The sequence below is a fragment of the Dactylosporangium sp. CA-152071 genome (genome assembly GCF_050936335.1).
Lineage (GTDB): Bacteria > Actinomycetota > Actinomycetes > Mycobacteriales > Micromonosporaceae > Dactylosporangium > Dactylosporangium maewongense.
This window is the reverse complement of record NZ_JBNJMZ010000001.1, coordinates 4,978,136-5,003,637: the sequence shown is the minus strand read 5'-3', so window position 1 is coordinate 5,003,637 and position 25,502 is coordinate 4,978,136. Positions and strand designations below refer to the sequence as shown.

The window sequence follows — 25,502 nt, the reverse complement described above, 5'->3', positions numbered from 1 at the left end:
GCGCGGCGATGTGCGTCGGCCACCGGCCCCTGCCGGGCGGCTCACGCCGCGGCAATGGGCGTCGGCCACCGGCCCCTGCCGGGCGGCTCACGCCGCGGCGATGGGCGTCGGTCCGCCGGTCAGTCCTGCCGACAGTCGCGCGCCGAGCAGCAGCGCGTGCACCCGCACCGCCTCACCCGGCTCGCCGACGGCCGCCCGGCGCTCCGGATGCGCCACGTAGTAGCCGATCAGGTCCATCAGGAACAGCAGGCTGCCGTCCACGTCCTCCGGCCGCACCGTCACCGGTCGCGACCGCCCCGCGACGAGCAGGTCGACCCTGGGATGCGCCCGGTCGCCGTTGAGCTCGACCCGTTCGATGCTGCTCCAGGTGTACGAGCGGCCGCCGACCCGCACGCCGTCGCCCGTGAGCCGCACCGAGGGCGTGCCGCGCACCAGCCGCAGGAGGCCCCTTGCGCCGGACACGTACATGGCAGCGGCACCGCCGAGCGCGAGCACGGCGACGACCGGCCCGGCGTCCGCGAGCAGCGCCCAGACGAGCACCACCGACCCGACCGCGAACACCCGCCCGACCCGCGCGCACGCCTCGCGGAACGGCCGGTGGAGCTCCCACCCCGGCCGCGCCGGCGCCTCGTCCCGCCGGCGCAGCTCGTTGACGGCGAAGTTGGTGCCGTGCACGACCGCGTTGGCCAGCACGAACGGCGCCAGCACCGGGCTGCCCTCCGGCGCTGCGAGCGCCAGCAGCAACGCGCCCGCGAGCAGCGTCACCCCGGGCGGGACCGCGACCCACAACCAGTTCGACGGATTGCGACGTGGCGCGCTCATGGCCAGAACGCTAGCCACTCCCGTCCCCGCCCGGCGTCACCCGATCGGCCTCGCCGCCGGTGCCCGCGCCTGCGTCGCCGACCCTGCGGCGGACCGCACCGCCGAGGACGGTGACGGCGGCGCCGACGTAGACGAGGTTGAACAGGATCTGCGCGATGACCACGATCCGGGCCGCCTGCCCCACCGCGTGCACGTCGCCGTAGCCGACCGTCGCGAGCGTCGACAGCGTGAAGTACAGCGCGTCGGTCCTCGTGGCCAGCCCGGTGAACTGCCCCTCGTGGCCGGCGAGCAGCACGTACACCAGCGAGAACGACAACACGGTGACGACCAGCAGATTGACCAGCGCCTCCAGGTGCGCGGCGGTCCGCCCGCCGGTGCGGACCTGCCGGAGCAGCTGCCGCCTGAACACCACGACCAGCACCGTGAGCAGGACCACGGCACCGCCGGCCTGCGCCCAGTCGCCCGCGGTGCGCATCAGGCGCAGCGGGACCAGGTAATACAGGAACGCGGCGGCCGCGAGCGTGCACGCGACGCGCCGGACCGGTCTCCGCACAGCTCCACCGTGCCCCACGGCGGCCCTGCGGTCAGGTGACCTGCCGGGTGAGCGCGCCCCGGAGCCGCTCCAGCTCCTCGGGCGTGCCGATCGCCGCGCGCCGCTCAGGCTGCCGGGCGTACAGGTCGATGACCCTGGTCAGGAAGTACAGCGACACCTCGAGCGGCACGTCCTCGCCGGGCCGGAACTCCCGCACCCGCCGCCCCCGCACCAGCTCGGGGCTGCCGACCGCCCACGCGCCGGACTCCGACCTGACGCCCAGGGCGTCCCACGGCACGAACGAGCGCCCCCCGTCGATCGCCAGCCCCTCCGAGGTCAGCACGAGCGGGCCGCTGCGCAGCATCCTGACCGACAACACCAGCAGGAACAGCGTGGTCAGGACGACGATCCCGTACGACATGGCGCGCAGCACCGACAGGTGCCCGACCCGGAACCCGTTGAACGCCATCAGCACCAGCGCCGCGCCCAGCACCCCGTAGAACACGCACTGCCGCCGGAAGTTCGGCTGCACCCTGAACGCCGCCTGCTCCTGCCACACCACGATCGCGAACGTCGACGGCCCCCGCGTCGTGTGCGCCAGAAGAATCAACCCGAACGCGATCCCGATCGTCGCGACGATCAGCAACACCAGGAGCACCGGCACGTACGCGGCCGGGTCGTCTCTGGTCACCACCGGCACCAACACGCCGACCACGAGGGTCGGCGCGAGGAGCACCAGGAAGTCACCGGCACGAGCACGCATGCAACCGAGCTTATGCACGCTAGCTGACCGTTTCCTGACCGCCGATCACAGCAACGACAGCTGCTCACCCACCTCCACCACCCCCGCCCGGCCCCCTTCCACGACCGGTGCCGCCGACGCCCCGGCAGAGCCTCTGCCGAGCGCCCCCGGTGCCGTTGGCTGTCCCGTGAGACTCTTCTCCGGCGTCTCGACCGAAGCGGGGCTGATGGACAGCGGCAAGGGCTCGGCGGTGGTCCCCGGCGCGCCGGGGGCTCTGTCCGCCGGGGCCGGGTCGACCGAAGCTGCTGACTGTGGCGCGGTGCTCTTCGCCTGCGTCCCGGCAGCGGTTGGACTGATGGGCAGCGGTAAGGGCGTGGTGGCGGTCGCCGGACCGCTGGCGGACCTGTTGGGCGGGGTGCGAGTGGTGGGCCGCGGCGGCGTGTCGGTGGTCGCCGGGCTGCCGGTGGGCCTGTTCGGTGGGGCGGTGGTGGGGCTGGTCGCCGGGCCGCTGGTGGAGTTGCTGGGCGGGGCGCTGGTGGATCTGGGTGCCGAGCCACCGGCGATGGGCGGGGCGCCGGTGGTGGTCGGGGGGAAGGGCAGCGGCAAGGTGTCGGCGGCGGGTGGGGGTGGGGCGGCGGAGAGTTGGCGGGTGGTGCTGGTGTCGCCGGTGGGCAGGCCGTGGCGGCGGCAGGCGAGGCGGACGCGGGCGGCGACCTCGCGCTGGTAGGCCTGGCCGGCGTAGGCGCCGTCGCCGTAGAGCTGGCGGTAGCGGGGGGCGAGGTGGGGGTGCTCGCGGGCGAGCCAGGCCTGGTACCACTCGCGGGCGCCCGGGCGCAGGTGCAGGGCCAGGGGGACGACGCCGGCGGCGCCCGCGGCCGCGAGGGCGGCGACGGTGGTGTCGATCGACTCGGCGGTGTCGGTGAGGCCGGGCAGGATCGGGGCCATGAGGACGCCGACGGCGAAGCCCGCGTCGGCGAGGCGGCGCACCACGTCGAGGCGGCGGCGGGGGCTGGGGGTGCCGGGCTCGACGGAGCGCCACAGCGGCTCGTCGACGAAGCCGATCGACATCGAGACGCCGACGGTCGTCACCTGCGCGGCCTGGGTCAGCAGGTCGAGGTCGCGGGTGATGAGCGTGCCCTTGGTGAGGATGGAGAACGGGTTGGCGTGGTCGCGGAGCGCGGCGAGGATGTCGCGCATCAGCTGGTAGCGGCCCTCGGCGCGCTGGTAACAGTCGACGTTGGAGCCCATCGCCAGGTGCCTGGGGGTCCACGAGGGGGCGGAGAGCTCGCGGCGCAGCACCTCGCCGGCGTTGACCTTGACCACGATCTGCGAGTCGAAGTCGTGGCCGGCGTCGAGGTCGAGATAGGTGTGGGTGTTGCGGGCGAAGCAGTTGTGGCTGACCACGCCGCCCGCGATGAAGTCGCCCGTGCCGGTCGTGATGTCGAACATGGGCACGTCGACGCCGAGCGGCTCGATCGCGGTCACCCGCAGGCTCTCGTCGCCGCGGACGAGCTCGCCGGCGACGGTGCCGGTGGGGGTGGCCGGGGCGAACATCAGCCCGAAGCGCAGCCGCTCCCGCACCCCGCCGAGGACCCTGGTCAGCGTGCCGTCGGTGACGGTGGCGAAGCCGAGGACGGTCAGGCACTCGACGAGCCAGTCGACGACCACCTTGTCGACCAGGTCGAAGGCGGGCAGCTCGCCGGACATGTCGCCGGCGGCGTCGAACAGCCCGGCGACGAACCCCTGCCGCCACGCGCGGGTGGGGACCTCGGGCCAGTCGATGACGGCGCTCGTGTCGCGGACGCTGGCGCCGGCGAACTCCCGGTCGTCGGCGGCCATCGCGTGCAGCCCGCCGCAGGCGGTGGCATAGGCCCCGGCCCGGCGCAGCGCGGCGGGCGCGACCGGGCCGACGTGCCCGTCGCCGTGGACGAACCCGCACAGATACCCCCGCCGGTAACCCGGGGTCACCCGGGGACGCTCGGGGAGGGCGCCGAAGCCGGTGAGCCGGTTGGCGGTGGTCAGGTGCGGCCGGCGGGCGCGGCCGTGCCGGGCGCCGGTGACGTGCTTCCAGCCGCGGTCGGACAGGAACCGGTGGTCGCCGGACGCGACGAGGGTGGTGCCGTCGTGGAGGGTGACGCGGTGCGCGGGCTTGACGGTCGACCAGTGCGCGAGGACCTTCGTCGTGACATAGCGTCGCAACCGTCCGTCACGGACCGTGCCGATGATGTCGTCGCCGGGGCGCAGGTCGGCGAGGGGCCGGGTGGTGCCGTCGGCCATGAGGATCGCGGTGTCGCCGGCGAGGCAGTAGACACACGCGTGCGAGCACCCACGGTAGGGGTTGATCGTCCACTCGAACGGCACACGTGACTGGCCCGGCACCCGGTTGATCAGGGACTTTGCCTGCACCTCATAGAACGTGACACCGCGGAACTCGGGGGTGTCGAAGGTGCGGGCGACGGCCCCGGGCAGTGCGAGCGGAAGCGCTCGCACTGGCCCGGCGTCACCGGTGCCGGGACCGCCAGTCGCCTTCAGGTTGTCCCATCGCACACGCCAATTCGAACACGTGTACGAACGAACCGCAAGCTACGCCTCGACGGTTTCGCCCACAGCTTTCTCGCGCTCCGTGACGCCCGCAGGCTTGGCCTCAGGGTCCTTCGCGGTCTCCGCCTCGGCGGTCTCGGTCTTGCTCGTGTCGGCCTTCGCCGCCTCGGTCTTGCTCGTCTCGGGCTCGCTGGTCTCCGCCTTGGCCGCCTCGGCCTTGCTGCTCTCGGCCTTGGCCGCCGGCGCCGCCTTGGCGGGTGCGTCGTGCTTGGTGGCGTGCTCGGCGATCTGCGCCCGCACCTCGTCCATGTCGAGGTCGCGGACCTGCTGGATCAGCGACTCGAGCTGCTGCTCGCGCAGCATGCCCGGCTGGGAGAACACCGCGACGCCGTCACGCACGATCATCAGCGTGGGGATGGAGCGGATCTGGAACTCCATCGCGAGCTCCTGCTGCGCCTCCGTGTCCACCTTGCCGAAGATCAGGTCCGGGTTGTTCTCCGAGACCTTCTCGAACGTGGGGGCGAAGGCACGACACGGCCCGCACCACTCGGCCCAGAAGTCGACGAGGGTGATGCCCTCGCCGCCGACCTTCTCGGCGAAGTTTTCGGCGGTCAGTTCAACGGTTGCCATGTCTGTCCGATCCTTTCGGGCGGTCGGGTACGCACCGTCATAACCACGTACCCCTTACGGGCATTCCCAACCGGTGGCAGGGCTCACGATGGCGTGGGCCGGCGCGTGATCCATGATGGAGGACATGGATCGGCCGACGTTCGTCTTCGACGGTGACTGCGCGTTCTGCTCATCATGCGCCCGGTTCATCGAGCGGCGCATCAGGCCGGCCGCGCATGTCGTGGCGTGGCAGTTCGCCGACCTCGACGAGCTCGGCGTCACCGAGGACGAGGCGGGCGCCGCCGTGCAGTGGGTGACCGCCGGCCGCGCGCCCACCGCGGGCCCGGTCGCGATCGCCGACATGCTGCGCTCGGTGCCCGGAGCGGCCGGGCGGTTTCTGTGGCGCCCGCTGGGCGCACTGTTGGGGTTGCGGCTCGTTTCGGCGTTGGCGTGGCCGGTGTACCGGTGGGTCGCCCGCAACCGGCACCGCATGCCCGGCGGGACCGCCGCCTGCGCGCTGCCGCCGAACCACCCCGCCCGAGCGGGACGCTGACCCGGAAGCCCACCTGACGGCTGAGCCGGGAGCGCGGCAAGTAAGGGGGCAAACCCGGAGATTTGCGGCTGAGCCGGGCTTTTCGGCATACGCTCGCGAGTGGGAGGTACGCCATGTCGAGCCAGCCCACACCGAGCCAGCCCAGCGCCGGGGTCGATCTGCCGCTGCACAGGCACGAGTGGGACCGGCTCGTCCGGCTGCCCCGCCACGTCCTCGTCGTCGCCAGCGCCGGGGACGACAATGTCGACGCCGTCGCCGGGGTCGAGGCCATCGCGGCGGGCCAGCGCTCCCGGGCGCTGCTCGTCCGGGGCGTCGTCGCGGCGATCTTCGCCGAGCACGAGCAGGTCACGGGCACCGAGCCGCTGGACCGCGAGGGTGTCCTCGCGGAGTGTGGCGCGGCCGTGCGGATGCTGGCCGCCCGGCTGGGCGCGGACGTCGCGCTCGCCTACGGCGAGTGGCTGATGGACGTCGCGGCCAGCGTCGGCCGCACCGCGTGGCGGCCCGGCGTGATCCGGCTCGGCGGGGTGGAGATCCTGCTCGCCGAGCGGGAGTTCGTCAACGAGATCGGCAGGGAATTGGCGCTGGCTCTGCACCGCCAGTAGAGGACGCGCCGGCGGTCGCCGGTCGGGTGGGCTGGGCAAACCTTCTCATCCGGCTGGCCTCCAACACACCCGGCCGCCGTACAAAGCCGCGAATGCGCGAAGAGCTGCAAATCAGTACAAGAGCCGCAAACGCCAGCAGGTCAGGCCTGCACCATGCAGCCCCAGCCGTCATAGGCGCCGTCGTGGCGCTCGACGACGCCGCGCACCTCCCAGGTGACCTCGTGCAGCGCCGGCGGCTCGACCGCGTCCCGCCGGATCGCCTGCAGCACGAAATCGGCCTCGTCGCCGCGCTCGACGGTCACCGCGAACCCGAGGTCGCGCAGCTCCTGCGCGGCCGCCTCGGCGCGGTCGGTGTCGGGGAAGTACGCGAGGAACTCGACCGGCCGCGGCTGGCTGAGCCGGTCGCCGTGGCCCTCCAGCTCCTGGACGACCTGGTTGTCCTCCATGATGTTGCGCTGCCAGCCGTTGGGGGTGAGCTCCTCGCGGACCCTGCTCCAGCCCGGGTCCGGCTCGAGCCTGCCGGTGGCGGACAGCTCGGGGATGTCCGGCAGCGCCGGTGCGGCCGCGCCCTCGGGCAGGTAGCCGGTGATGCGCCCGGTGTTGGCGGTCACCACCCGGCCGACCATCGCCCCGCGGACGCCGCGCAGCGCCTGCCGCACGGCCTCGTCGAGCGCGTGGATGGCGCCCAGCTCGGACTCGGCGGGCATGCCGCTGGCGCCGTCACCGGTGTAGGTGAACTCGACGTCGAAGCGCTGCGGCAGCCGCGCCACGGGAGCCGCCTCTACGGCGCCGAGGTCGATGTTGTACATCGCCAGCCCGGCGCCGATCTCGCCGGGATACACGGCCCAGCGCTCGACCCATGCCGGCTCGCGCCCCAGCAGCCTGCGCAGCAACCCCACTGCCGTCCTCCTAAACGAGCGTCATTCGCGCGGCTCCGGGAAGCTCGGCATCTCCGGCCCCGCGTGGGACTTCTTCGGCACCATGACCTTGCGCCGGAAGACGCAGATCAGCGTGCCGTCCTGCTTGTAGCCCTTGGTCTGCACCGTGACCACGCCGCGGTCGTCCTTGGACTCCGACTCGCGCTTGTCGAGCACCGTGGTCTCGCCGTAGATGGTGTCACCGTGGAAGGTCGGCGCGGTATGCCGCAGGGACTCGACCTCGAGATTGGCGATCGCCTTACCGGACACGTCGGGCACCGACATGCCGAGCAGAATCGAATAGACGTAGTTGCCGACGACCACGTTGCGCTGGAAATGCGTCGACGTCTCCGCGTAGTGGACGTCGAGGTGCAGCGGATGATGGTTCATCGTCAGCAGGCAGAACAGGTGGTCGTCCGACTCGGTGACCGTCTTGCCGGGCCAGTGCCGGTAGACGGCGCCGACCTCGAACTCCTCGAAATACCGGCCGAACTGCATCAGCGACTCCCTCGTCGTTGTGGGGTCTGCAAGCATGCCGGGTAGGGACGGGAAATTCAGCCGAGTGTGACAAAAACGCAGTGAGCGGCGGGGCCCTCCCTGGCGCCCGCCGCCCACGCTGTGTGATCAGTATCTTGGTCGCGAAGGCCACGCTCCGTATAGAGACGCAGATCACAGTTATAGAAATGAGACGAAAATTGAGCGCAAGCACTACGGAGTGTGCCGATGGTCTCACTACACAGCGTAGTGGGCGTCTGGGGTACGAGACGGCGGACGGTAAAGTCTGGCGCCGATGGAACGGTTGAGCACGCGGGGGCGCGTGGCACGGGTGGCGGTCACGCTGGTGGTCGTCGTGCTGACCTTCGCCGGCACGCTCGTCGGCAACGACTTCTGGTTCCCGTTCGCGCCGTTCCAGATGTTCGCGATCGCCGACAAGCCCAATGAGCCGGTCCTGGTGCTGCGCACCGACGGGGTCGACACCACCGGCAAGCGGATCGTGCTCGACGAGCGCAACGCCGGGGTGCGCCGGGCCGAGATCGAGGCGCAGATCGACCGGTTCAAGGCGGACCCCAGCCTGCTGCGCTCGGTCCAGGACGCCTACGCCGCCCGCAACCCGGGCAAGCCGCCCCTCGTGGAGGTCGACATCGTCGAGGTCCAGCACCACCTGCGCAACGCGCAGCCGACCGGCGTGATCACCGAGGTCGTGCTCGCCAGGTGGAAATCATGAGCCACAAGGCCGTGACCAAGCTGCGCGACTGGCTCTTCGAGCCGGTGCCGAAGGGGCGCATCGCCGCGTTCCGCACCCTGGTCTACGTCTTCGTCGCCCTCGACGTGGTCTTCTTCAGCGCCTGGATCAAGAGCCACGGCGACCTGCCCGGCAACCTGTACCAGCCGCTCGTCGTCGGCGAGGTGCTGCCGCTGCCCACGCCCACCCCGTTGGTGGTCGGCACGATCTACTGGGCGCTGATCCCGTTGAGCCTCGCCGCCGCGACCGGCCGCGCGCACCGGCTCCTCGGCTGGAGCGTGTTCGTCCTGTACCTCGAGTACATGATCGTCGCGATGAGCTACGGCAAGATCGACCACGACAGGTTCGGCCTGCTGGTCGCGCTCGCCGTGCTGCCGGCCGCGGGCCGCGCCAGGCACGGCGACAAGGAGCTCACCGAGGCCGGCGGCTGGGCGCTGCGGCTCACCCAGATCGGCGTCGTGTGCACGTACTTCCTGTCCTCGCTCGCCAAGCTGCGCTTCGGCGGGCTGGAATGGTTGACCGGCGCCACCCTGACCAGGGCGTTCATCCGCCGCGGCACCGTGCTCGCGCACTGGCTGCTCGGCATCCCCGGCTTCACCACGGCCAGCCAGATCGGCATCGTGGGCTTCGAGCTGCTCAGCCCACTGGTGTTCGTGGTGAAGCCGAAGGTGCGCGCCGCGGTCGTCGCCGGCTTCTACGCCTTCCACCTCGTGACCTTCTGCCTGATCACGATCTCGTTCGTCCCGCACCAGGTGGCGATGGCGTGCTTCCTGCCCCTGGAGAAGGTCACGCCGGTGCGCTGGACCCGCCGGCTGCTGCGGCGGCCGAAGCCGGACGGCTCAGCCGAACAGGCTCGCGAAGAAGTCACCGAAGCCGCCGGCGATGTCCATCAGGGCGCCGCCGATGGACTTGACCACCTCGGCCGCTGACTGCGGCCGATACGCGACGAAGAAGATGAGGAAGGCAATGCCTCCCCAGGTGAGGACCTTCTTGACCATTTTCGGCAATCCCCTCCGGGTCTGCGATTGCAAGGAACGTAGCGTATCGGGTGAGCGCCACAGGGTGAATGAGTGTCGGCCCGGGGATTCACGGTAGATGCACAACGACGACGACATCGGCGTGGGGTCGTGGGACGGCGACTGGCCGGCCGGTCCCCACTACGACCCTGAGCTGCTCGCGGCCGGTGACCGGCGCAATGTCGTGGACCGTTACCGGTACTGGCGGCTCGACGCGATCGTCGCCGACCTCGACCGCCGCCGGCACACATTCCACGTCGCCATCGAGAACTGGCAGCACGACCTCAACATCGGCACGGTCGTGCGCAACGCCAACGCGTTCCTCGCCGCCGAGGTGCACATCGTGGGCCGCCGCCGGTGGAACAAGCGCGGCGCGATGGTCACTGACCGCTATCAACATGTCCGGCACCATCCGACGGTCGAGGAGTTCCTCGACTGGGCGGTCGCGCAGGACCTGCCGGTGATCGGGATCGACAACCTGCCGGGCGCGCTGCCGCTGGAGCGGGCCGAGCTGCCCCGCCGGTGCGTGCTGCTGTTCGGCCAGGAGGGCCCTGGCCTCTCGGAACCTGCCCGGAAGGCATGTGCCGCCGTGTACTCCATCGCGCAGTACGGCTCGACCCGGTCGATCAACGCCGGAGTCGCCAGCGGGATCGCGATGCACACCTGGATCCGGGCGTACGGCGACAACAGCCCATAGGACCCATTACCGTGGGTACATGGGCGTCGCAGTCAGCTGTCCCCGTTGTGGCGGCCCGGTGCGGTCACCGGACCTCATGCACTCCGAGTGGAGGTGCGATGACGACGGCGAAGTGCTGCCGCTGCACGTCGCGCAGCACATCGGACCGGAGATCGTCGAGGCGGCGAAGGCCAGGCTGATCGCCGCGGCGCAGCGCGCCGGTGAGCGGCGGCCCACCCCGATGTGGTGCCCGTGGCCGCTGCCGACCGGCTGGACCGTGACCGGCGTCGGCTGGGTCGGCGACGAGCGCTCCGGCGTGCGCGCCACCGCCGTCGCGTGCAGCGGCCCCGGCCCGGTCGAGCACGGGCCCGCCGACTGCGTGATCATCGCGGAGGAGCCCGGCATCGGCCTGGGCACCCGCTTCGCCGGCATCCCCGGCACCGACCCCGGCACCTTCTTCGACGGCGACATCGCCACCACCACCGCGCACGCCAAGGTCCGCGCCGCCGGCTGGCCGACGCCGCTGTGGATGGCGAAGTCGCCCGAGGACCGCTGCGCCTACGTCGGTGAGGCGATGGGCGTGTGGCTCTACGTCGTCACGTGGCCGGCCGCCGCGGGCTACCTCCTGGAGGAGGAGCTCGACCTGCACGATCTCGCCGACGATGTGCCAACCCATCTCGTCTACGGCGCGCCGTCGCCGTATCTTCACGGCAAGGCGTAGAAGTTCACGACTAGGATCGACCCTTAGTCGATGGGGTCGATGTCGGCGCGCCATACATTCACCGTGTGCCGCGCAACTGATACGCTGAGTTCGCCGCGGTGCACGTGCACGACGCCGTGGGGAGGGGATTGACGGCAATGGTCAAAAAGGTCCTCACCTGGGGAAGCATTGCTTTCCTCATCTTCTTTGTGGCATATCGGCCGCAGTCCGCGGCCGAGGTCTTCAAGTCCATCGGCGGCGGCATCATGGACATCGCCACCGGTTTCGGGGACTTCTTCTCCAGTCTGGTTGCCTGACTGCGATGTCCACCGGGCCTGAGCCTTCCGCCGAAGAACCGGGTGCACGTCGCTGGGAAGATCGCGACACCGAGCCGATCCCGCGGGCCCGTCCCGCGAATCCCGGCCCCGCCGACTATGCCGACCACGACCCCTACAGCGACGGCGCCCAGTCGGCCACCCTCGGCGGTTACGACCGCGGCGACTATTACGTCGAGGAAGGCCCGCCGACCTTCACCGAGGACGAGTTCTCCGGCCTGCGCGGCGGCGGTGGCGACGCCGGCCCTTCCGTGCCGCCCGGCAGCCGCATGGCGCCCCTCGACGAGGAGGCCAGCCGGCACGCGGCCCGCTATCTCTTCCCGACCGAGAAGTTCCGCGGCGAGTGGAAACGGCACTGGATCCAGCTCGCCAAAGAGGGCGGGATCGCCGTGGCCGCCACTATCGCGATGGGCTACATCGCGGGCTGGCTGACCAAGCACAACCAGACGCAGCTGCGCACCGTCGTCCTGGTCATCTGGGCCGTCGTGATCCTCTACTGCGCTTGGCGGGTCGCCGACTGGTGGTATGACCGATTCATCCTCACCAACAAGCGGGTGATGGTGGTCTCCGGGATCTTCACCCGCAATGTCGCCATGATGCCGTTGCTGCGGGTCACCGACATGAAATACGTGCAGTCGCTGACCGGCCGCATGTTCGGCTACGGGCACTTCGAGCTGGAATCCGCCGGTCAGGACCAGGCGCTGCGCAACATCCGCAACCTGCCCAACCCGAATGAGCTCTACCTGCGCATCGTCGAGGAGATGTACGAGCCGGAGGCCGTCGAGGCCCGCCTGGGCCGTGCCGCCGGCGTCGAGGACGACGGAACCTAGAAACTTTTTCTCCGGGGTTGCAACCGTGCCGCCCCTCCATCGCGTCTTGCCTGGTGGGCGGAGCGGGGGAGGGAGCGGCGGTGCCGGACGAGGCGGGGTTCCGTGAGGAAGACTTCCGTGATTTCGTCGAGACCAGGTCCAGTGCGCTGCTGCGCACCGCGTACCTGCTCGCCGGGGACTGGGCGACCGCCGAGGACCTGCTGCAGATCGCATTGACCAAGACCTACCTGGCGTGGAAGCGACTCGGCCACATCGAGGCCGTCGAACCCTACGCCCGCCGGGTCCTGGTCAACACCTCCACGAGCTGGTGGCGGCGCCGGTGGCACGGCGAACGCCCCACCGAGATCCTGCCGGAGTCCGTCGCCGCGGACCGGGTCGAGGAGAGCCTCGAGCGTGACGCCCTGTGGCGGCACGTCCGGGAGCTGCCGAACCGGCAGCGCGCCGTGCTGGTCCTGCGCTTCTACGAGGACCAGTCGGAGGCCGAGACGGCCCGTCTGCTCGGCGTGTCGGTCGGCACGGTGAAGAGCCAGGCGTCCCGGGCGCTCGCCACGCTGCGCCAGCGGCTCAGCGCGGAGGGCATCGAGCCCGCCGCAAGGCCGGCGAGACCGCCGACGGTGCGGCTCAGGCCGGCGACGCCCGCCACGGCGAACGCGGCGGTGTCCGCGACGGCAAGATCCACGGCGAACGCCAAGATGTCCGCCCTGACGGCGAACGTGGCGAAAACCGCACAGGCAGAGAAAGACGTGCCGAAGGAGCAGCCCGCACCCGAAGACGAGTGCGACATGTCCGGACGCGAGGCCGTCCTGGTGGAGACCTCCGGGCCGGTGGAAGTGGGACTGGTGACGTGACCATGATCGAAGATGCGCTCCGCGAGGCGTTCAAGGCGAAGGCGGGCACCGCGCCGCCGACGCCGCTGAACGGCATCGCCGACGTCGCCATCCGCAACGCCGGGCGGGTCCGCCGGCGCCGGCGCGTCGCCGCGTCCGGGTTCGCCGCGTTCGTCGTCATGGCGGTCGCCGCCATCGCCACGTTCCACATCGTCGGCCAGGGCTCGCCCTCGGCGCCGGTCGCGCAGGGCGACCACGACCCGCAGAGCTCGCAGCCGCAGGCCACCCTCACCACGCAGACCGCGCCGCCGGCCGTGGGCAAGGAGGTCCCCGCGATCGACGGGGACGCGCAGCCGTCCACCACGGTGCGGCTCAAGCTGCCCGACAACGGCACCGTCGCCGCCGCGTACAAGGCGAAGGACGGCTACCTGGTCGTCAACACCGAGGCCGACGGCGACAAGCAGCTGGTGCTCCAGGACGACCACGACAAGCAGCAGGTCCTGGTGAAGAAGGCGTCGAACATCGCCGTCGCGAAGGGCGGCGACAAGGTCGCGTGGGCGCAGGAGGGCAAGGTCACCGTCGCCACGCGTACCACCACCGACGACAAGACCAAGAAGCAGCAGCTGACCGAGCAGGTGACGGCGGACGTGCCGGAGACCGCGGTCGCGGTCGGGTTCGTCGGCTCCGACCTGCTCCTCGGCCGCGAGGAGGGCGCCGGCTACGACGTCTGGTTCTCGGGCCGCGCCTACACCCAGTCGTGGGACGACAACGTCGTGCGGATCTTCGGCGTCGACCCCGGGACGAAGAGCGTCTACGCCGAAGTGAAGACCGGCGACAAGGACGAGCGCATGTGCCTGGCGATGCTGACCCTGGACCAGCCGTTCACGGTCGCGCAGCGGCGGTGCGGGCTGCCGGTGGCGGCGAAGGCCGGCGGCCGGGTCTCCCCGGACGGGCACTGGCTCGCGTACCCGGTCGACGGCCTCAAGCAGGTCGCGATGCTGGACCTGACGAAGGTCTTCGACGCGGCGACGGTGGCGGCAGCGGTGAAGACCTGGACCCTGACCGTCACCACGAAGACGGTGTGGATGAACGCCACGACGTTCGTGGTCGACAGCGGGGGCAAGTTCCGCGTGATCACCCCGACGGGAGCGGCCGGCGCCTCCGAGGAGCTCAACGTCGAAAGCGACGGCGTCGTCCTGATCGAACTGCTCTAACCTTGTTGGGTGCGGATCGATCTTCACTGTCACTCGACCGCCAGTGACGGCACGTCGAGCCCGGCCGGGCTGGTCGCCGAGGCGGCCGCCGCCGGGCTCGACGTCGTCGCGCTGACCGACCACGACACGACCTCCGGGTGGGCCGCCGCGATCGCCGCCCGCCCGCCCGGGCTCACGCTCGTGCCGGGCGCCGAGCTGTCGTGCCGGTGGCACGGCGGGCCGTGGCCGATCTCGCTGCACCTGCTGGCGTACCTGTTCGACCCGGCCGAGCCGGCCCTGGCTGGAGAGATGGCCCGCATCCGGGCGTCCCGCGAGACCCGCGCGGAGCGCATGGTGCACCTGATGCGCGCCGACGGCATCGACGTCACGTGGGCCGAGGTCCTCGAGCACGCCGGCGGCGGCACCGTCGGCCGCCCGCACCTCGCGCAGGCGTTGATGCGCCGGGGACTCGTCGACACGGTGTCGGAGGCGTTCCTTCCCGAGTGGCTCGGTCACCGGTACCGGGTGGGCAAGGAGGACCTCGACGTCTTCGACGCCATCCGGCTGGTGCTCGGGGCCGGCGGCGTGCCGGTCTTCGCCCACCCGCGGGCCAGCATCCGCGGCCCGGTCGTCCCCGACGTGGCGATCGAGGAGATGGCCGGCGAGGGGCTCTTCGGCGTGGAGGCCGACCACACCGACCACACCCCGGCCGAGCGCGCGCACATGCGGGCGATCGCCGACCGGCTCGGGCTGGTCGTCACCGGCTCCAGCGACTACCACGGCACCAACAAGACCGTCCGCCTCGGCGCCCGCACCACGGCACCCGAGGTGTTCGAGCAGATCGTCGAGGCCGCGACCGGGTCCGGTGTGGTCGCGTGACGACGGAGTACGCCGGCGCCGGCGATCCCAGACGCAGCATCGAGCTGCTGTGGGGCACCGCGGCGCCGTCGCGGCGGGGCCCGAAGGCGAAGTTCACCATCGGGGACGTCACCGCGGCCGCGATCGCGCTCGCCGACGCCGAAGGTCTCACCGCGGTGTCCATGCGGCGCGTCGCCGAGCAGCTCGGGGTGACGGCGATGTCGCTGTACACCTATGTCCCCAGCAAGGCGGAGCTGCTCGACGTCATGGTCGACACGGTCAGCGCCGAGGCCGTCCGGCCGGCGTTCACGGCCGCCGGGTGGCGCGAGCGGCTCGTCGAGATCGCGTCGTCGAACTGGCAGTTGTACCGGCGGCACCCGTGGCTCCTGCAGGTGGCCACGAGCCGGCCCGTCCTGGGCCCGAACGTGATCGAGAAGTACGACTTCGAGCTGCGGGCCTTCGAGTCCTGCGCCGTGCCGGACGTCGACGCCGACCTGCTCCTCGGTCTCGTGCTCAACTACGTCGCGGGTGCCGTGCGCGCGGCGGTACAGGCGGACCAGGCCGAACAGGGCACGGGGATGAGCGAGGAGCAGTGGTGGGCGGCCTACGCGCCGCTGCTCGGCGAGGTCCTCGACCCGGCGCGCTTCCCGACGGCGGCGCGGGTGGGGCAGGCGGCGGGGGAGGAGTACGGCGCGGGTGACCCGGTGCGCGCGTACTCCTTCGGGCTCGAACGGGTGCTGGACGGCATCGAGACGCACCTGGGCCGCCTTCGTCCTTGAAGGCGGCCCAGGTTGTTCGTGGTGTCGCTTCTCGTAGTGCTGCTGTTCGTGGTGCTGCTTTTCGGGTGTTACCTGAGGACGGTGCCGATCGTCTTGGTCAGCGTGCCGCTGGCGTCGTCGCCGTCCAGCGACCAGACCATCGCGCCGCCGTAGCCGTTGACCCGGACGTACAGCGACTTCTGGGCGACCGTGAGCTGGTCGTCGAAGGTCCAGAACGTGGTGCCGTTGAACAGCCACGCGTGGCCCGAGCGGAGGTCGCGGTACACCTTGTACCCCTGCTGCGGCAGCGTGGCGAGGACCTTGTAGTCCTCGTTGCCGGCGGCCCAGGTGGCCGGCGCGGGGCCGGTCGCGGGCTGGAAGAGGCCGTGGTTGGCGGTGCTGGTGATGCCGGTCCAGCCCTGGCCGTAGTACGGGATGCCCAGGACGAGGGCCTTCTTCGGGGCACCGCGGTCGGTCCAGGCCTTCAGCGTGGTGGCACCGCTGAAGTCCGGCGTGGTCGGCGCGCCGCGCGGGACGAACAGCGCGGACTGCTGGTTGGTGGTGGGCTCCCACGTACCGTGGAAGTCATAACCCTGGATGGTGCCGAAGTCGAGGTACTTGAAGATCTTGTTGACCTCGAAGCCGGCGTCGATCTTCGCCGGGTTCGCCGGCAGGAACGCGGTCAGGGTGGCCTTCTTGCCGAGCTGCTTGCGGAACTCGGCGACCATGAGCGTGAAGTTCTGCTTGTCCTCGGGGCGGATCACGTTGCCCGGGTTGCCCTCGGAGCCCGGCCACTCCCAGTCGAAGTCGAAGCCGTCGAAGACCCCGGTCGACCAGAACGTGTCGATGCACGACTGCACGAGCGCCTTGCGCGACGCGTCGGTCAGCACGGCGTCGGAGAAGTTCGCCGACAGTGTCCAGCCGCCGAGCGACAGCATGACCTTCAGCCCGGGGTGCTTGAGCTTCAGCTTGCGCAGCTGGTTGAAGTTGCCGTTCAGCGTCTGGCCCGGCGCGTCCGCGACACCGTCGACGCTCTCCTCGGCGGAGACCGGGCGCTGGTAGTCGGCCCACGGGTCGGCGGAGACGCACTTGCCGGTCGCGTCGACGTTGCCGAAGGCGTAGTTGATGTGGGTCAGGTTCTTGGCCTGCCCGCTCGTCTCGAGGTTCTTGACGTAGTACTGGCGGCCGTAGATGCCCCACTGGATGAAGTACCCGACGCGCTTGTACTGGTCCTGATGCGACGCGCTGTGCGCCGAGGCGGTGCCGGGCACGATCGCCAGTGACGCGAGCGTGAGCGACACCGCCAACCCGGCCAGGACGGAGCGTCTGCCCATGAACCCTCCATGACTGTAAGGAAACCTTGCTGTTGATGGGCAACGTAGGGGTGCCGCCCGGTGCCGTCAAGACCCTGGTTTCCGGTCTATGTAGGCACACCACGACAATCCGGGAGTGGATCTCAAGCTCTTCGGCGAAGTATTCGTGACCCTGCTGGTCATCCTCGACCCGCCGGGCGCCGTGCCGATCTTCCTCGCCCTCACCGGATCGATGGCGGCGAAGCACCGTAACCGCGCCGCTCTACAGGCCGTGCTGCTCGCGCTCGGCGTCATCGTGGCGTTCGCGCTCGTGGGGCGGCAGATCCTCGCGTACCTGCACATCGACCTTCCCGCCCTGCAGGGCGCGGGCGGCCTGCTCCTGCTCCTCGTCGCGCTCGAACTGCTCACCGGCAAGACCGACGACCCCCGCCAGGAAGCCACCTCCAACGTCGCGCTCGTCCCCCTCGGCACCCCGCTGCTGGCGGGCCCCGGTGCGATCGTGGCCACGATGCTCTTCGTCCAGCGGTCCTCGGGCCCTCTGGACTTCGTGGCGATCGCCGTCGGCATCATCGCCGTCATGGCCATCGTGTACCTGGCGCTGCGCTTCTCCGGCATCCTGGTGCGCATCCTGCGGCCCAGCGGCATCGAGGTCGTCACCCGCATCGCGGGCCTGCTCGTCGCCGCCATCGCCGTCCAGCTGCTGGCCGACGCCATCGGGGCGTTCGTCACCGAGTACCTGCACTCGCCCCATTGAGGTTTTGTCGTACCGCGGTGGCAGGATCGGGGTGTGGAGAACGAGCAGCTCGGCCTATTCGCCCCGCCCCGGCGCCTGTTCACCTGCACGCCCAGCAAGCTCGGCAGCTATGAGGACTGCCCGCGCCGCTACCGGTTCACCTATGTCGACCGCCCCACCCCGCCCAAGGGCCCGCCCTGGGCGCACAACTCGCTCGGCGCGTCCGTCCACACGGCACTGCGCAGCTGGTATGCGCTGGACCCCGACCGCCGCGACCGCTCCGCCCTGCCCACCTTGCTGAAGGCCACCTGGGTCAGCGAGGGCTACCGCGACGAGGCCCAGGAGCGCGACGTCTTCCGCCGGGCCCTGGGCTGGCTCGAGTCCTATGTGGACGGCCTCGACCCCCACGACGAGCCACTCGGCGTCGAGCGCACCGTCGCCGCCCGCACCGACACCCTCGCCCTCTCCGGCCGCGTCGACCGCATCGACCAGCGCGACGGCCACCTCGTCATCGTCGACTACAAGACCGGCCGCTCCGGCGTCACCGCCGACGACGCCCGCGGCTCGCGCGCGCTCGCCCTCTACGCGATCGCCGCCTCCCGCGTCTTCCGCAAGCCCTGCCACCGCGTCGAGCTCCACCACCTCCCGACCGGCACCGTCGCCGCCCACGACCACACCGACGACTCCCTCGCCCGCCACCTCCGCCGCGCCGAAGCCACCGCCGCCGACATCACCACCGCCGACGCCGCCCTGGCCGCCGGCACCCCCGCCGACGAGGCATTCCCGGTCGCCCCCGGCCCGCAGTGCTCCTGGTGCGACTTCCGCCGCTCCTGCCCCGCCGGCCTCGACGCCACCCCGAAGGACCCCTGGACCGCCGTGGACCGCCCCACCACATAGCCCGCCCGCTTCCCGTTCCCCTCAGGTTTCGTCTCCCGGATCGTGGGGTTGGTTCGTTCCATTTGCTACCCGGATCACCCCTGGCCAGGCGGCGGGCACCCGTCAGCTGGAGTCGCTGCTGGACCGGGTATCGGTCCAGCGGGCCGGCGGCAGACTCACCGAACTTCGACCGCGCCGCCTACTTCCGGCGTAACCAGGTCGAACGCGGCTTCAACCGGCGAAACACCGGCGCGGGCGGGCCACCCGCAACGACACATTGGGAAGCCGCTTCCAAGCCACCCTCGACCTGGTCGAGACGGGCGGTTCCCGACAACCATGATCCGCGAGACGGGACCCAGCCGCCTGGTCTGGCCTCAACGCCCCCTCGATGCAGGAGGCACAGCCGTATCGACCAGGACAGGCTCGCCCTCCATGCGGACTGGGATCAGCAATTGGCCGACACCGATACCGACGGCCGCCTGGTCTGGTTGCCCGGTCTGGGTCGCCTGGTCTGGTTGCCCGGTCTGGCTGCCTGGCTCACGCCATGACGTTGGTCAATGCCCAGAGATGCCCCATTTCGGCATTGACGTTGCGCGATCCACCTGCAAATCGGAGATCATTTTGTGGGTGGATCGCGCAACCTCGATGGAACAAATGGTGCAAACACGGGCATTGATCAATGTCTGTGGGTTGAGGGTGGGAGAGGAGGGGAGGGGGGCCTGCCAGTCGATCCGGCGATGCTCAATCGGCCGTGTGGGCGAGGCGGGACTGAGTGGTGGCGCCGGCGGAGTGGTTGCCGGTAGTGGGCTGGGTTCTGTCTCGCGGATCATGGGGTTTGTTGAACCGCTGTGGTGGTCGTGGTGGGACTTGCGCCGGTCATGCCCCGCCGTCGTCGCGCAAAAGGGCCGGGGGTCACGCCGGCCACCGCCGTTCTGGTCGGGCGGCTCGGCTTCTTGCGCCGGCTCTATCCCGACCCGTTTCTGCCGGGCAAGCGTGATCGGAACGTGAATCCGGCCGTTCCCACAGTCGGATCCGTCATCCGATCAATCGGGGAAGGCGGCGGTGAAGCAGGTGGTGAGGAGGGTGTTCAGGTCGGGGGAGGGGTCCGCAGTGACCCAGCGCATCAGGGCGGTGTCGAAGGCGGCGAACGCGACGGCGACCAGGACGGCGGGGCGGGGGTCGGTGGTGGGGTCGGTGCCCAGGCGGGTGGCGAGCTCGGTGGAGAGGGCGGCGCGCCAGCTGACCTGGCGCTCCAGGTAGCGGGCCAGCAGCGGTGGGGTGGTGACCATGATCTTTGCCAGGCGGCGGGACTTCTCGGGGTGCTCCCAGAAGGTGTCGGTGAAGGTGCGCAGGGTGTGCTGGAGGGCGACGGCGGGGGGTTCGGCGGCGGGGCGGGTGGACAGGGTGGTGGTGAGCTGGCGGCCGAGGTCGCTGAGGTGCTCGATGATGACGTCTTCCTTGGACTGGAAGTAGCGGAAGAACGTCCTGCGGGACACGCCCGCGGCGGCGGCCATCTGGTCGATGGTGGTCTCCTCGAACCCCTGGAACGCCAGGAGCCGCAGCGCGGCATCGGTCAGCTCGTCGCGGACCAGCTGGCGTTTGCGTTCGGCGAGGCTCACGCAGGGCATTCTATTCGCCGTGCGGCAACTATGGCACTTAAGCGCACGGTTGACACTCAGTGCCAAGTCGAGTGAAGATGCAGGCATGCGATGGACTGAGGCGGAGATCGGGGATCAGGGCGGGAAGACGTTCCTCGTCACCGGGGCCAACAGCGGGCTCGGGTACGAGACGACGCGCGCGCTGCTGGCCAAGGGCGCTCGGGTGATCATGGCGGTCCGTAGTGAGGCCAAGGGCCGGGCGGCGGTCCAGAAGCTCGGGGGCGGGGAGCTCAGGATCGTGGACCTGGCGGATCTCGACTCCGTGCGGGCGCTGGCCGCGGGGCTGCGCCGCGACCGGGAGCAGACGTCCGGGCCGACCGGCGTCATGAAGGCGTTCATGCGCGTTGGCAACGCCGTCCTCGCGCAGCCCGCCGCCCGTGGGGCGCTCAACCAGCTGTACGCGGCGGTCGACCCGCGGGCGGAAGGCGGGCAGTTCATCGGGCCCGACGGCATGGGGGAGAACCGGGGCTGGCCGAGCGTCGTCGAGCCGGTCGCGCGGGCGAAGGACCCGGCCGACGCTCAGCGGCTCTGGACGCTGTCGGAGCAGCTGACGGGCGTGCAGTTCGAGGGCGCGCGGAGCCGGTAGACCGCGATGTCGCCGCGCTGCCAGGACAGGTCGGTGAGGGCGGGCAGCGCCGCGGTCGGCGTACCGTGGGCGCGGTCGACGAGAATCCAGCGGACGCGCTGCCGCCACAGCCACGACAGTCGTGACGGGGTCGGGTCGAGCACGGCCGCGTCGTTGAGCGCCAGCCGCTCCGGATCCCAGTAGGTGAGCGCCGGGCCGATGCGGTGCGCGCGGGACTGCGACTCCGTCGACTCGGGCGAGTAGCCCCAGCTGCCCAGGAGGACGCGGCGCTCGCTGTACGCGGAGATCCAGTAGGCGAGGCTCTGCCCCTGCATCAGGCCGCTGCCGCCGACACGGTGCACGTTCGTGGCCACGTACTCGGCGGGGGTGCTGTGGGCGCGCAGCCAGCGGGCGCCGGCGACCTGGTCGGGTGTGATCCGGATGTGGTACGCGACGCCGAGGTTCGCGTTCGTCGCCGCGTCGAACGGCAGCCGGGCCGCACCGGCGAAGAGCACCACGACCAGGGCCCCGAAGACCCCGGCGCGCCGGTGCAGAAGCAGGGCCGACACCAGGACGAGGGCGCCCAGGGCGTACACCGGCAGCGGCACCCACCAGCGATGCCGCGGCACCGGCAGGGTGAACGCGACCGACACCGCCGCGAGCACCGCCGCCACCGCGAGCGCCGTCCACAGCGCACGCGGTGCGCCGGGCAGGCGGACCAGGCCGGTCGCCGAGAGGATCGCCGCGCACGGCCAGGCGGCGACGACGAAGAAGTGCTCGCTCCACGACACGTGCCAGACGCACAGCGTGCCGGCGACGCCCGCGGCGGTCGTGCCGGCCAGGAAGACGCAGGCGTCATCCCAGCGGCGAACGAACAGCACGCCGGCGAGGCGGGCGCCCATCGCGATGCCGTACGCGCCGAGGCCCCACAGGATGAGCGGGACGTCGCGCACCGTGGTGCCGTGGCGCTGGCTCCCGACGAAGTCCAGCATGATCGCGAAGGGGCCCCATCGCAGGCCCTGCCCCTCGAACCCGTAGAGGATGGCGACCGCACCCACCGTGACCGCGGCAAGCAGCCCACCGAGCAGCCAAGGGGTCCACTGTGGCCGTCGCCGCAGGAGGTGTACCGCGCAGACGGCCGCGACCCCCGCCCCGAAGAGCGGGACGATCGTCGACTTCGCGCCGGTCGTCCCGGCCGCGAACAGCAGCACGAGCAGCCAGTCCCGCCGCCCGCCGCCGCGCAGCACGGACACGGTCGCCGCGATCAGCGGCATGCTCAGCGCCGCGCCGAACAGCAGCGAGCGGCTCGACCAGCTGTAGTAGGCGGTGATCGAGCCGAAGAACGCCGGCGCCTGCCGCTGCGGGACGAGCTCGCCGACGGTGAACATCAGCGCCGCCGCGACGGGGCCCGCCCACGGATGCCCGGCGACCCGCCGGCCGGTGACCGCGAGCAGGCACACGGCCAGCACGGCGAGCACCGGCAGGTCCAGCCGGAACCACACGACCGGCAGGTCGACGCCGCTGATCAGGCTGCTCGCGGCGACGTGGCCGTACGCGAACCAGTGGTAGCCCAGCGTCCGGTCGCCCTGCTCGGGGACGGTGAGCGGGAAGTGGTGCTTCAGGTCGGCGCTGACGGCGAGCAGGTTCAGCTGGTCGATCATGTAGTCGTGCGCGCCGCCGGTCGGCAGCGCCGGGTTGACCGCCAGGAACGCCGCCGTCAGGTACGCGAGGAACCCGGCCGCGATCCCGGCGACCGCCCACGACCAGGCCGCCGTCGGCCGCTCGGGATAGTCGGGGTGCTTCCGGAGGCGGGCCAGCGGGACGATCACCAGCAGCGGCCACGCCCACAGCCAGCCGCGCAGGTCGAGCAGGCTCGCGACGGTCAGGAAGGCGGTCTCGGCGAGCAGCCCGACGACCGTGCCGTACGTGAGATCTTCGAGCAGCGACCGCGGCGTGGGCCGGATCGCGCGGTACAGCAGCGTCCCCGGCACGACGACGGCATAAACGAAATATCCGGCATATAGGACAACGTCGAGCGGGGCGGTGCCGAGCGCCAACGGAAGCGCGGCGGTGGCCAGGGCGAGCGCGAGCCATGGAAGTTTCATGCCAACCGCTCAACGCGGCGAAGCGCGTCGGTGTGACGGTGGTGTGACGGTGGTGTGAGGGTCCTCAGGAGGCGAGGCGGCGCATCGCGTCGCGGCGCAGCGGGGAGATCCAGTCGATCGGGATGACGCTCAGCATCCGGCCGAGGACCAGCGCGTTCGCCGACGCGATGAGATCGGTCCCGGGGAGGCCGGGCAGCCCGTACAGGCGGCGCGCCCACGCCGGCAGCAGGCCGATCGCCAGCGCCGACACCCCGAACGCGGCGCCCCGGACGGGGGTGAGGCCCAGCCCGTACGGCAGCGGGGGCAGCGTCAGGAACAGCCCCGTGGCCGCGGAGTCGACGGTCAGCTCCAGCTCGGGACGCATCCGCTCGTAGTAGTCCGCGACCGCCGCCGCCGAGTCCGGCACCGTGGCAGGGTCGAGCCCGACGAGCGCCGCCGCCCTGGTCTGCTCCGCGTAGTAGCGGTCGATCTCCGGCCCGCTCAGCCGCAGCCCGCCCCGTAGGGCGGCCTCCATGAACGACTCGACCTCTGTGACGTGCACCCAGCGCAGCAGGTCGGGGTCGTCGACGCGGAAGCGCTCGCCGGTGCGCGGGTCGGTCGCGGTCATCTTCGCGTGGATCGCCCGCACCCGGCGGCCGGCGCGTTCGGCCTGCTCGGTCGTGCCGTAGACGACCGTCCCCACGTACATGGCGGTGTGCTGGAACCTGCCCCACGGGTCCTTGCGGTACCGGCTGTTCTGCTCCACGCCCGCGACCGCCCGGGGGAGCAGCGCCTGCAGGTACAGGCTGCGCAGGCCGCCGACGGTGACGATGGGCTCCCGGTGCACCCGCCAGGTGACCGAGTCCGGTCCGAAGAGCCCCGGGTCGCTCAACTCGGCAGGTCCTCGACCGTGTCGTCGGCGAGCCGCTGCTGGCAGGCGGGGCACAGCCCCCAGAACGTGACCTCGGCCTCATCGAGGACGAACCCGTGCGCCTGCGACGGCGTCAGGCACGGCGCGTCGCCGACCGCGCAGTCCACGTCGGCGATCTCCCCGCACCCGCGGCAGACGATGTGATGGTGGTTGTCGCCGACGCGTGACTCGTATCGCGCGGGGCTGCCGGCGGGCTCGATCCGCCGCGCCAGGCCGGCCCTGGACAGCGCGCTGAGCACGTCATACACGGCCTGGGTGGAGACGGTGTCGAGCCGGGCCCGGACCCGCGCGGCGATCTGGTCGACGTCCAGGTGACCCTGCGCCTGCCCCCGCGACGCCTCCAGGACCTCCAGCACGGCCAGCCGGGGCCGCGTCACCCGCAGACCCCGGGCGCGCAGCAAGTCCTCACCCGACACGCTTTCAATAACACCACGCACCCTGGAACCGTTCAAATGTTTCCGGGCTCTTGATTGAACTGCCGGTACTCGGGTTGTGTACACGTCCGGTGGGGGAGGATCGCACCGACGAAGAGGAGGCCCCGTGTTCGAACGTGTGCTCGGTCTACCGGCTCACCCGTTCTTCATCCATGCGGCAGTCGTGCTCGTGCCGCTGCTGGCGGTGGCGGGCATCCTGTACGCCGTCTGGCCGGCCGCGCGCCGCCACGTCCGCTGGACGATGATCGTCCTGGCCGTCGCCACCCCCGGCGCCGTGTTCGCCGCCAAGGAGTCCGGCGAGGCGTTCGAGGAGAGCCCCAACTTCCAGTCCGACCAGCTGCAGGCGAAGATCAGCGAGCACGAGGACTTCGGCAGCACGCTGTTCCTGATCGTGGTGGGTCTTGCCCTGGTCGCGCTCGTCATGGCGTACGTCGTCCGCCCCGCCCCGGGCGAGCCGATCGGCCCCGCCGTCGCCCACTGGGCGCTCAGCGGGCTGACCGTGGTGCTGGCGGTGGCCGCCCTCTACTACGTCTTCAAGGCCGGCGACACCGGCGCCAAGATGGTCTGGGACGGCTTCTAGCCCTCAGAACAGCAGGCGGCCGCAGAAGATCAGCAGCAGCACGAGGATGACCGCGCCGGCGAAGATCCCCATCCCCTTGGTCAGGATCGTCGCGGCCTGCTCCTCCCGGTCGATCCGCTCGGGATCCTGGGCCGGGAGATTCCGAGGCGCCGCCGGTCGCTCGACGGTCGGCGGCCGCCACCCGCGCGGGGGCGGCGCGCTGCGCGGCGCGCCGGTGTAGGGGACAGCCGCGGGCTCGGCCGGCGCTGCCGGCGGTGGCGGTGCGGCCCCCTCCGGCGGCCGCCGCCAGAAGGCGTCGTCACTCACGCCACGAGCGTACCCACCGGGCCCGGCCGCCAGACCCGGCCCGGTGGGGGAACCTCAGTCGCTGTTCAGCAGATCGGCGAGCGACATCGGACGGGTGGCGTCCGGGTCGCCCTGGTCCAGGCGCACGGTCGGCTGCTCGTCCGCCGCCTGCTCCGCCTGCTGCGGGTCGGTCTGGTGCTGGGGGGCACTGTCGTCTGTCATGCCGCCGAGTGTGACCTGTCGACGGAAGGGCGACTGTCGTCATTCGGCCAACTTCCCGCAAACTCGC

29 protein-coding genes and 1 pseudogene are annotated in these 25,502 nt (G+C 71.2%); 16 read left to right on the top strand and 14 right to left on the bottom strand.

Going from position 1 to position 25,502, the window contains the following annotated elements:
* Positions 1-87 precede the first annotated feature (87 nt).
* The 5 genes and pseudogenes from ACQEVZ_RS22360 to trxA form a co-directional block, all read right to left on the bottom strand.
* Positions 88-822: a hypothetical protein gene (locus tag ACQEVZ_RS22360; protein ID WP_433369526.1), complete on the bottom strand. Its 735-nt coding sequence runs from the start codon at positions 820-822 to the stop codon at positions 88-90.
* A gap of 10 nt (positions 823-832) precedes the next feature.
* A complete protein-coding gene (locus ACQEVZ_RS22355; protein WP_433369523.1) occupies positions 833-1,375 on the bottom strand; it encodes a potassium channel family protein in 543 nt (180 codons plus the stop codon).
* Positions 1,376-1,406: 31 nt separating this feature from the next.
* On the bottom strand, positions 1,407-2,117 hold the full coding sequence (locus tag ACQEVZ_RS22350) for a hypothetical protein (protein WP_344512156.1): 711 nt from the start codon (positions 2,115-2,117) through the stop codon (positions 1,407-1,409).
* A gap of 45 nt (positions 2,118-2,162) precedes the next feature.
* A complete protein-coding gene (locus ACQEVZ_RS22345; RefSeq protein ID WP_433369519.1) occupies positions 2,163-4,643 on the bottom strand; it encodes an intein-containing Rv2578c family radical SAM protein in 2,481 nt (826 codons plus the stop codon).
* A gap of 270 nt (positions 4,644-4,913) precedes the next feature.
* Positions 4,914-5,267, bottom strand: a pseudogene (gene trxA / locus ACQEVZ_RS22340) (thioredoxin); the annotation flags it as partial.
* 124 nt (positions 5,268-5,391) lie between these two features.
* Here trxA and ACQEVZ_RS22335 point away from each other — a divergent pair.
* Together ACQEVZ_RS22335 and ACQEVZ_RS22330 are read left to right on the top strand one after the other, a co-directional pair.
* A complete protein-coding gene (locus tag ACQEVZ_RS22335) occupies positions 5,392-5,799 on the top strand; it encodes a thiol-disulfide oxidoreductase DCC family protein (RefSeq protein ID WP_360567111.1) in 408 nt (135 codons plus the stop codon).
* Between the two features lie 113 nt (positions 5,800-5,912).
* The gene (locus ACQEVZ_RS22330) at positions 5,913-6,401 is read left to right on the top strand and encodes a hypothetical protein (protein WP_360567113.1); all 489 of its coding nucleotides are present in this window, start codon (positions 5,913-5,915) and stop codon (positions 6,399-6,401) included.
* Between the two features lie 140 nt (positions 6,402-6,541).
* On the opposite strand, the gene ACQEVZ_RS22325 is transcribed toward ACQEVZ_RS22330, so the two are convergent.
* Both ACQEVZ_RS22325 and ACQEVZ_RS22320 read right to left on the bottom strand, forming a co-directional pair.
* Complete coding sequence (locus ACQEVZ_RS22325; protein ID WP_433369515.1) at positions 6,542-7,300, bottom strand: DUF695 domain-containing protein; 759 nt, start codon at positions 7,298-7,300, stop codon at positions 6,542-6,544.
* A 21-nt stretch (positions 7,301-7,321) separates the two neighbouring features.
* Complete coding sequence (locus ACQEVZ_RS22320) at positions 7,322-7,816, bottom strand: MaoC family dehydratase (RefSeq protein WP_344512166.1); 495 nt, start codon at positions 7,814-7,816, stop codon at positions 7,322-7,324.
* Positions 7,817-8,108: 292 nt separating this feature from the next.
* Here ACQEVZ_RS22320 and ACQEVZ_RS22315 point away from each other — a divergent pair, with 292 nt between their 5' ends.
* From ACQEVZ_RS22315 to ACQEVZ_RS22270, 10 genes are all read left to right on the top strand, one after another.
* Positions 8,109-8,543 carry a hypothetical protein gene (locus tag ACQEVZ_RS22315; RefSeq protein ID WP_433369512.1) on the top strand — a complete coding sequence of 145 codons (435 nt, stop codon included), beginning with the start codon at positions 8,109-8,111 and terminating at the stop codon, positions 8,541-8,543.
* The gene (locus ACQEVZ_RS22310) at positions 8,540-9,490 is read left to right on the top strand and encodes an MFS transporter permease (RefSeq protein WP_433369509.1); all 951 of its coding nucleotides are present in this window, start codon (positions 8,540-8,542) and stop codon (positions 9,488-9,490) included. Before ACQEVZ_RS22315 ends, ACQEVZ_RS22310 begins: the two co-directional genes overlap by 4 nt.
* Positions 9,491-9,656: 166 nt before the next feature.
* Positions 9,657-10,274, top strand: a complete 618-nt coding sequence (locus tag ACQEVZ_RS22305) for a TrmH family RNA methyltransferase (protein ID WP_433369506.1) — start codon at positions 9,657-9,659, stop codon at positions 10,272-10,274.
* Positions 10,275-10,293: 19 nt separating this feature from the next.
* A complete protein-coding gene (locus ACQEVZ_RS22300; protein ID WP_433369503.1) occupies positions 10,294-10,974 on the top strand; it encodes a DUF6758 family protein in 681 nt (226 codons plus the stop codon).
* A gap of 98 nt (positions 10,975-11,072) precedes the next feature.
* Positions 11,073-11,270, top strand: a complete 198-nt coding sequence (locus tag ACQEVZ_RS22295; protein ID WP_344512265.1) for a hypothetical protein — start codon at positions 11,073-11,075, stop codon at positions 11,268-11,270.
* 5 nt (positions 11,271-11,275) lie between these two features.
* Entirely contained in the window at positions 11,276-12,118 is an 843-nt protein-coding gene (locus tag ACQEVZ_RS22290; RefSeq protein WP_344512174.1) for a PH domain-containing protein, read from the top strand.
* Between the two features lie 80 nt (positions 12,119-12,198).
* The gene (locus tag ACQEVZ_RS22285) at positions 12,199-12,966 is read left to right on the top strand and encodes a SigE family RNA polymerase sigma factor (RefSeq protein WP_344512176.1); all 768 of its coding nucleotides are present in this window, start codon (positions 12,199-12,201) and stop codon (positions 12,964-12,966) included.
* Between the two features lie 2 nt (positions 12,967-12,968).
* Positions 12,969-14,159, top strand: a complete 1,191-nt coding sequence (locus ACQEVZ_RS22280; protein WP_433369498.1) for a hypothetical protein — start codon at positions 12,969-12,971, stop codon at positions 14,157-14,159.
* 9 nt (positions 14,160-14,168) lie between these two features.
* Positions 14,169-15,017, top strand: coding sequence for a PHP domain-containing protein (locus ACQEVZ_RS22275; protein WP_433369495.1), 849 nt, complete (start codon positions 14,169-14,171; stop codon positions 15,015-15,017).
* Positions 15,014-15,775, top strand: a complete 762-nt coding sequence (locus tag ACQEVZ_RS22270; protein ID WP_433369492.1) for a TetR/AcrR family transcriptional regulator — start codon at positions 15,014-15,016, stop codon at positions 15,773-15,775. The genes ACQEVZ_RS22275 and ACQEVZ_RS22270 overlap by 4 nt, the downstream gene beginning before the upstream one ends.
* 68 nt (positions 15,776-15,843) lie before the next feature.
* Here ACQEVZ_RS22270 and ACQEVZ_RS22265 read toward each other — a convergent pair whose 3' ends face one another.
* Positions 15,844-17,088 carry a glycoside hydrolase family 18 protein gene (locus tag ACQEVZ_RS22265; RefSeq protein WP_344512183.1) on the bottom strand — a complete coding sequence of 415 codons (1,245 nt, stop codon included), beginning with the start codon at positions 17,086-17,088 and terminating at the stop codon, positions 15,844-15,846.
* 115 nt (positions 17,089-17,203) lie between these two features.
* On the opposite strand from ACQEVZ_RS22265, the gene ACQEVZ_RS22260 reads away from it, so the two are divergent.
* Positions 17,204-17,821 carry a MarC family protein gene (locus ACQEVZ_RS22260; RefSeq protein ID WP_354901453.1) on the top strand — a complete coding sequence of 206 codons (618 nt, stop codon included), beginning with the start codon at positions 17,204-17,206 and terminating at the stop codon, positions 17,819-17,821.
* Positions 17,822-17,854: 33 nt separating this feature from the next.
* Positions 17,855-18,697 (top strand): RecB family exonuclease, encoded by an 843-nt coding sequence (locus tag ACQEVZ_RS22255; RefSeq protein ID WP_433369487.1) that lies wholly within the window; start codon positions 17,855-17,857, stop codon positions 18,695-18,697.
* Positions 18,698-19,719: 1,022 nt separating this feature from the next.
* Here the strand turns inward: ACQEVZ_RS22255 and ACQEVZ_RS22250 are convergent.
* On the bottom strand, positions 19,720-20,295 hold the full coding sequence (locus ACQEVZ_RS22250) for a TetR family transcriptional regulator (RefSeq protein ID WP_433369484.1): 576 nt from the start codon (positions 20,293-20,295) through the stop codon (positions 19,720-19,722).
* 85 nt (positions 20,296-20,380) lie between these two features.
* Between ACQEVZ_RS22250 and ACQEVZ_RS22245 the strand changes: the two genes are divergently transcribed.
* Positions 20,381-20,920, top strand: a complete 540-nt coding sequence (locus ACQEVZ_RS22245; RefSeq protein ID WP_433369481.1) for an SDR family NAD(P)-dependent oxidoreductase — start codon at positions 20,381-20,383, stop codon at positions 20,918-20,920.
* On the opposite strand, the gene ACQEVZ_RS22240 is transcribed toward ACQEVZ_RS22245, so the two are convergent.
* From ACQEVZ_RS22240 to ACQEVZ_RS22230, 3 genes are all read right to left on the bottom strand, one after another.
* Entirely contained in the window at positions 20,854-23,004 is a 2,151-nt protein-coding gene (locus tag ACQEVZ_RS22240; RefSeq protein WP_433369478.1) for a hypothetical protein, read from the bottom strand. The genes ACQEVZ_RS22245 and ACQEVZ_RS22240 overlap by 67 nt on opposite strands.
* 64 nt (positions 23,005-23,068) lie before the next feature.
* On the bottom strand, positions 23,069-23,875 hold the full coding sequence (locus ACQEVZ_RS22235) for an oxygenase MpaB family protein (RefSeq protein ID WP_354901465.1): 807 nt from the start codon (positions 23,873-23,875) through the stop codon (positions 23,069-23,071).
* Positions 23,872-24,330, bottom strand: coding sequence for a Fur family transcriptional regulator (locus tag ACQEVZ_RS22230; RefSeq protein WP_344512197.1), 459 nt, complete (start codon positions 24,328-24,330; stop codon positions 23,872-23,874). Before ACQEVZ_RS22230 ends, ACQEVZ_RS22235 begins: the two co-directional genes overlap by 4 nt.
* Positions 24,331-24,454: 124 nt before the next feature.
* Here ACQEVZ_RS22230 and ACQEVZ_RS22225 point away from each other — a divergent pair, with 124 nt between their 5' ends.
* Positions 24,455-24,928: a DUF2231 domain-containing protein gene (locus tag ACQEVZ_RS22225; protein ID WP_433369474.1), complete on the top strand. Its 474-nt coding sequence runs from the start codon at positions 24,455-24,457 to the stop codon at positions 24,926-24,928.
* A 3-nt stretch (positions 24,929-24,931) separates the two neighbouring features.
* Here the strand turns inward: ACQEVZ_RS22225 and ACQEVZ_RS22220 are convergent, their stop codons facing one another.
* Positions 24,932-25,234, bottom strand: a complete 303-nt coding sequence (locus tag ACQEVZ_RS22220; protein ID WP_433369471.1) for a translation initiation factor 2 — start codon at positions 25,232-25,234, stop codon at positions 24,932-24,934.
* Between the two features lie 54 nt (positions 25,235-25,288).
* Positions 25,289-25,435, bottom strand: coding sequence for a hypothetical protein (locus tag ACQEVZ_RS22215; RefSeq protein WP_344512203.1), 147 nt, complete (start codon positions 25,433-25,435; stop codon positions 25,289-25,291).
* Positions 25,436-25,502 lie beyond the last annotated feature (67 nt).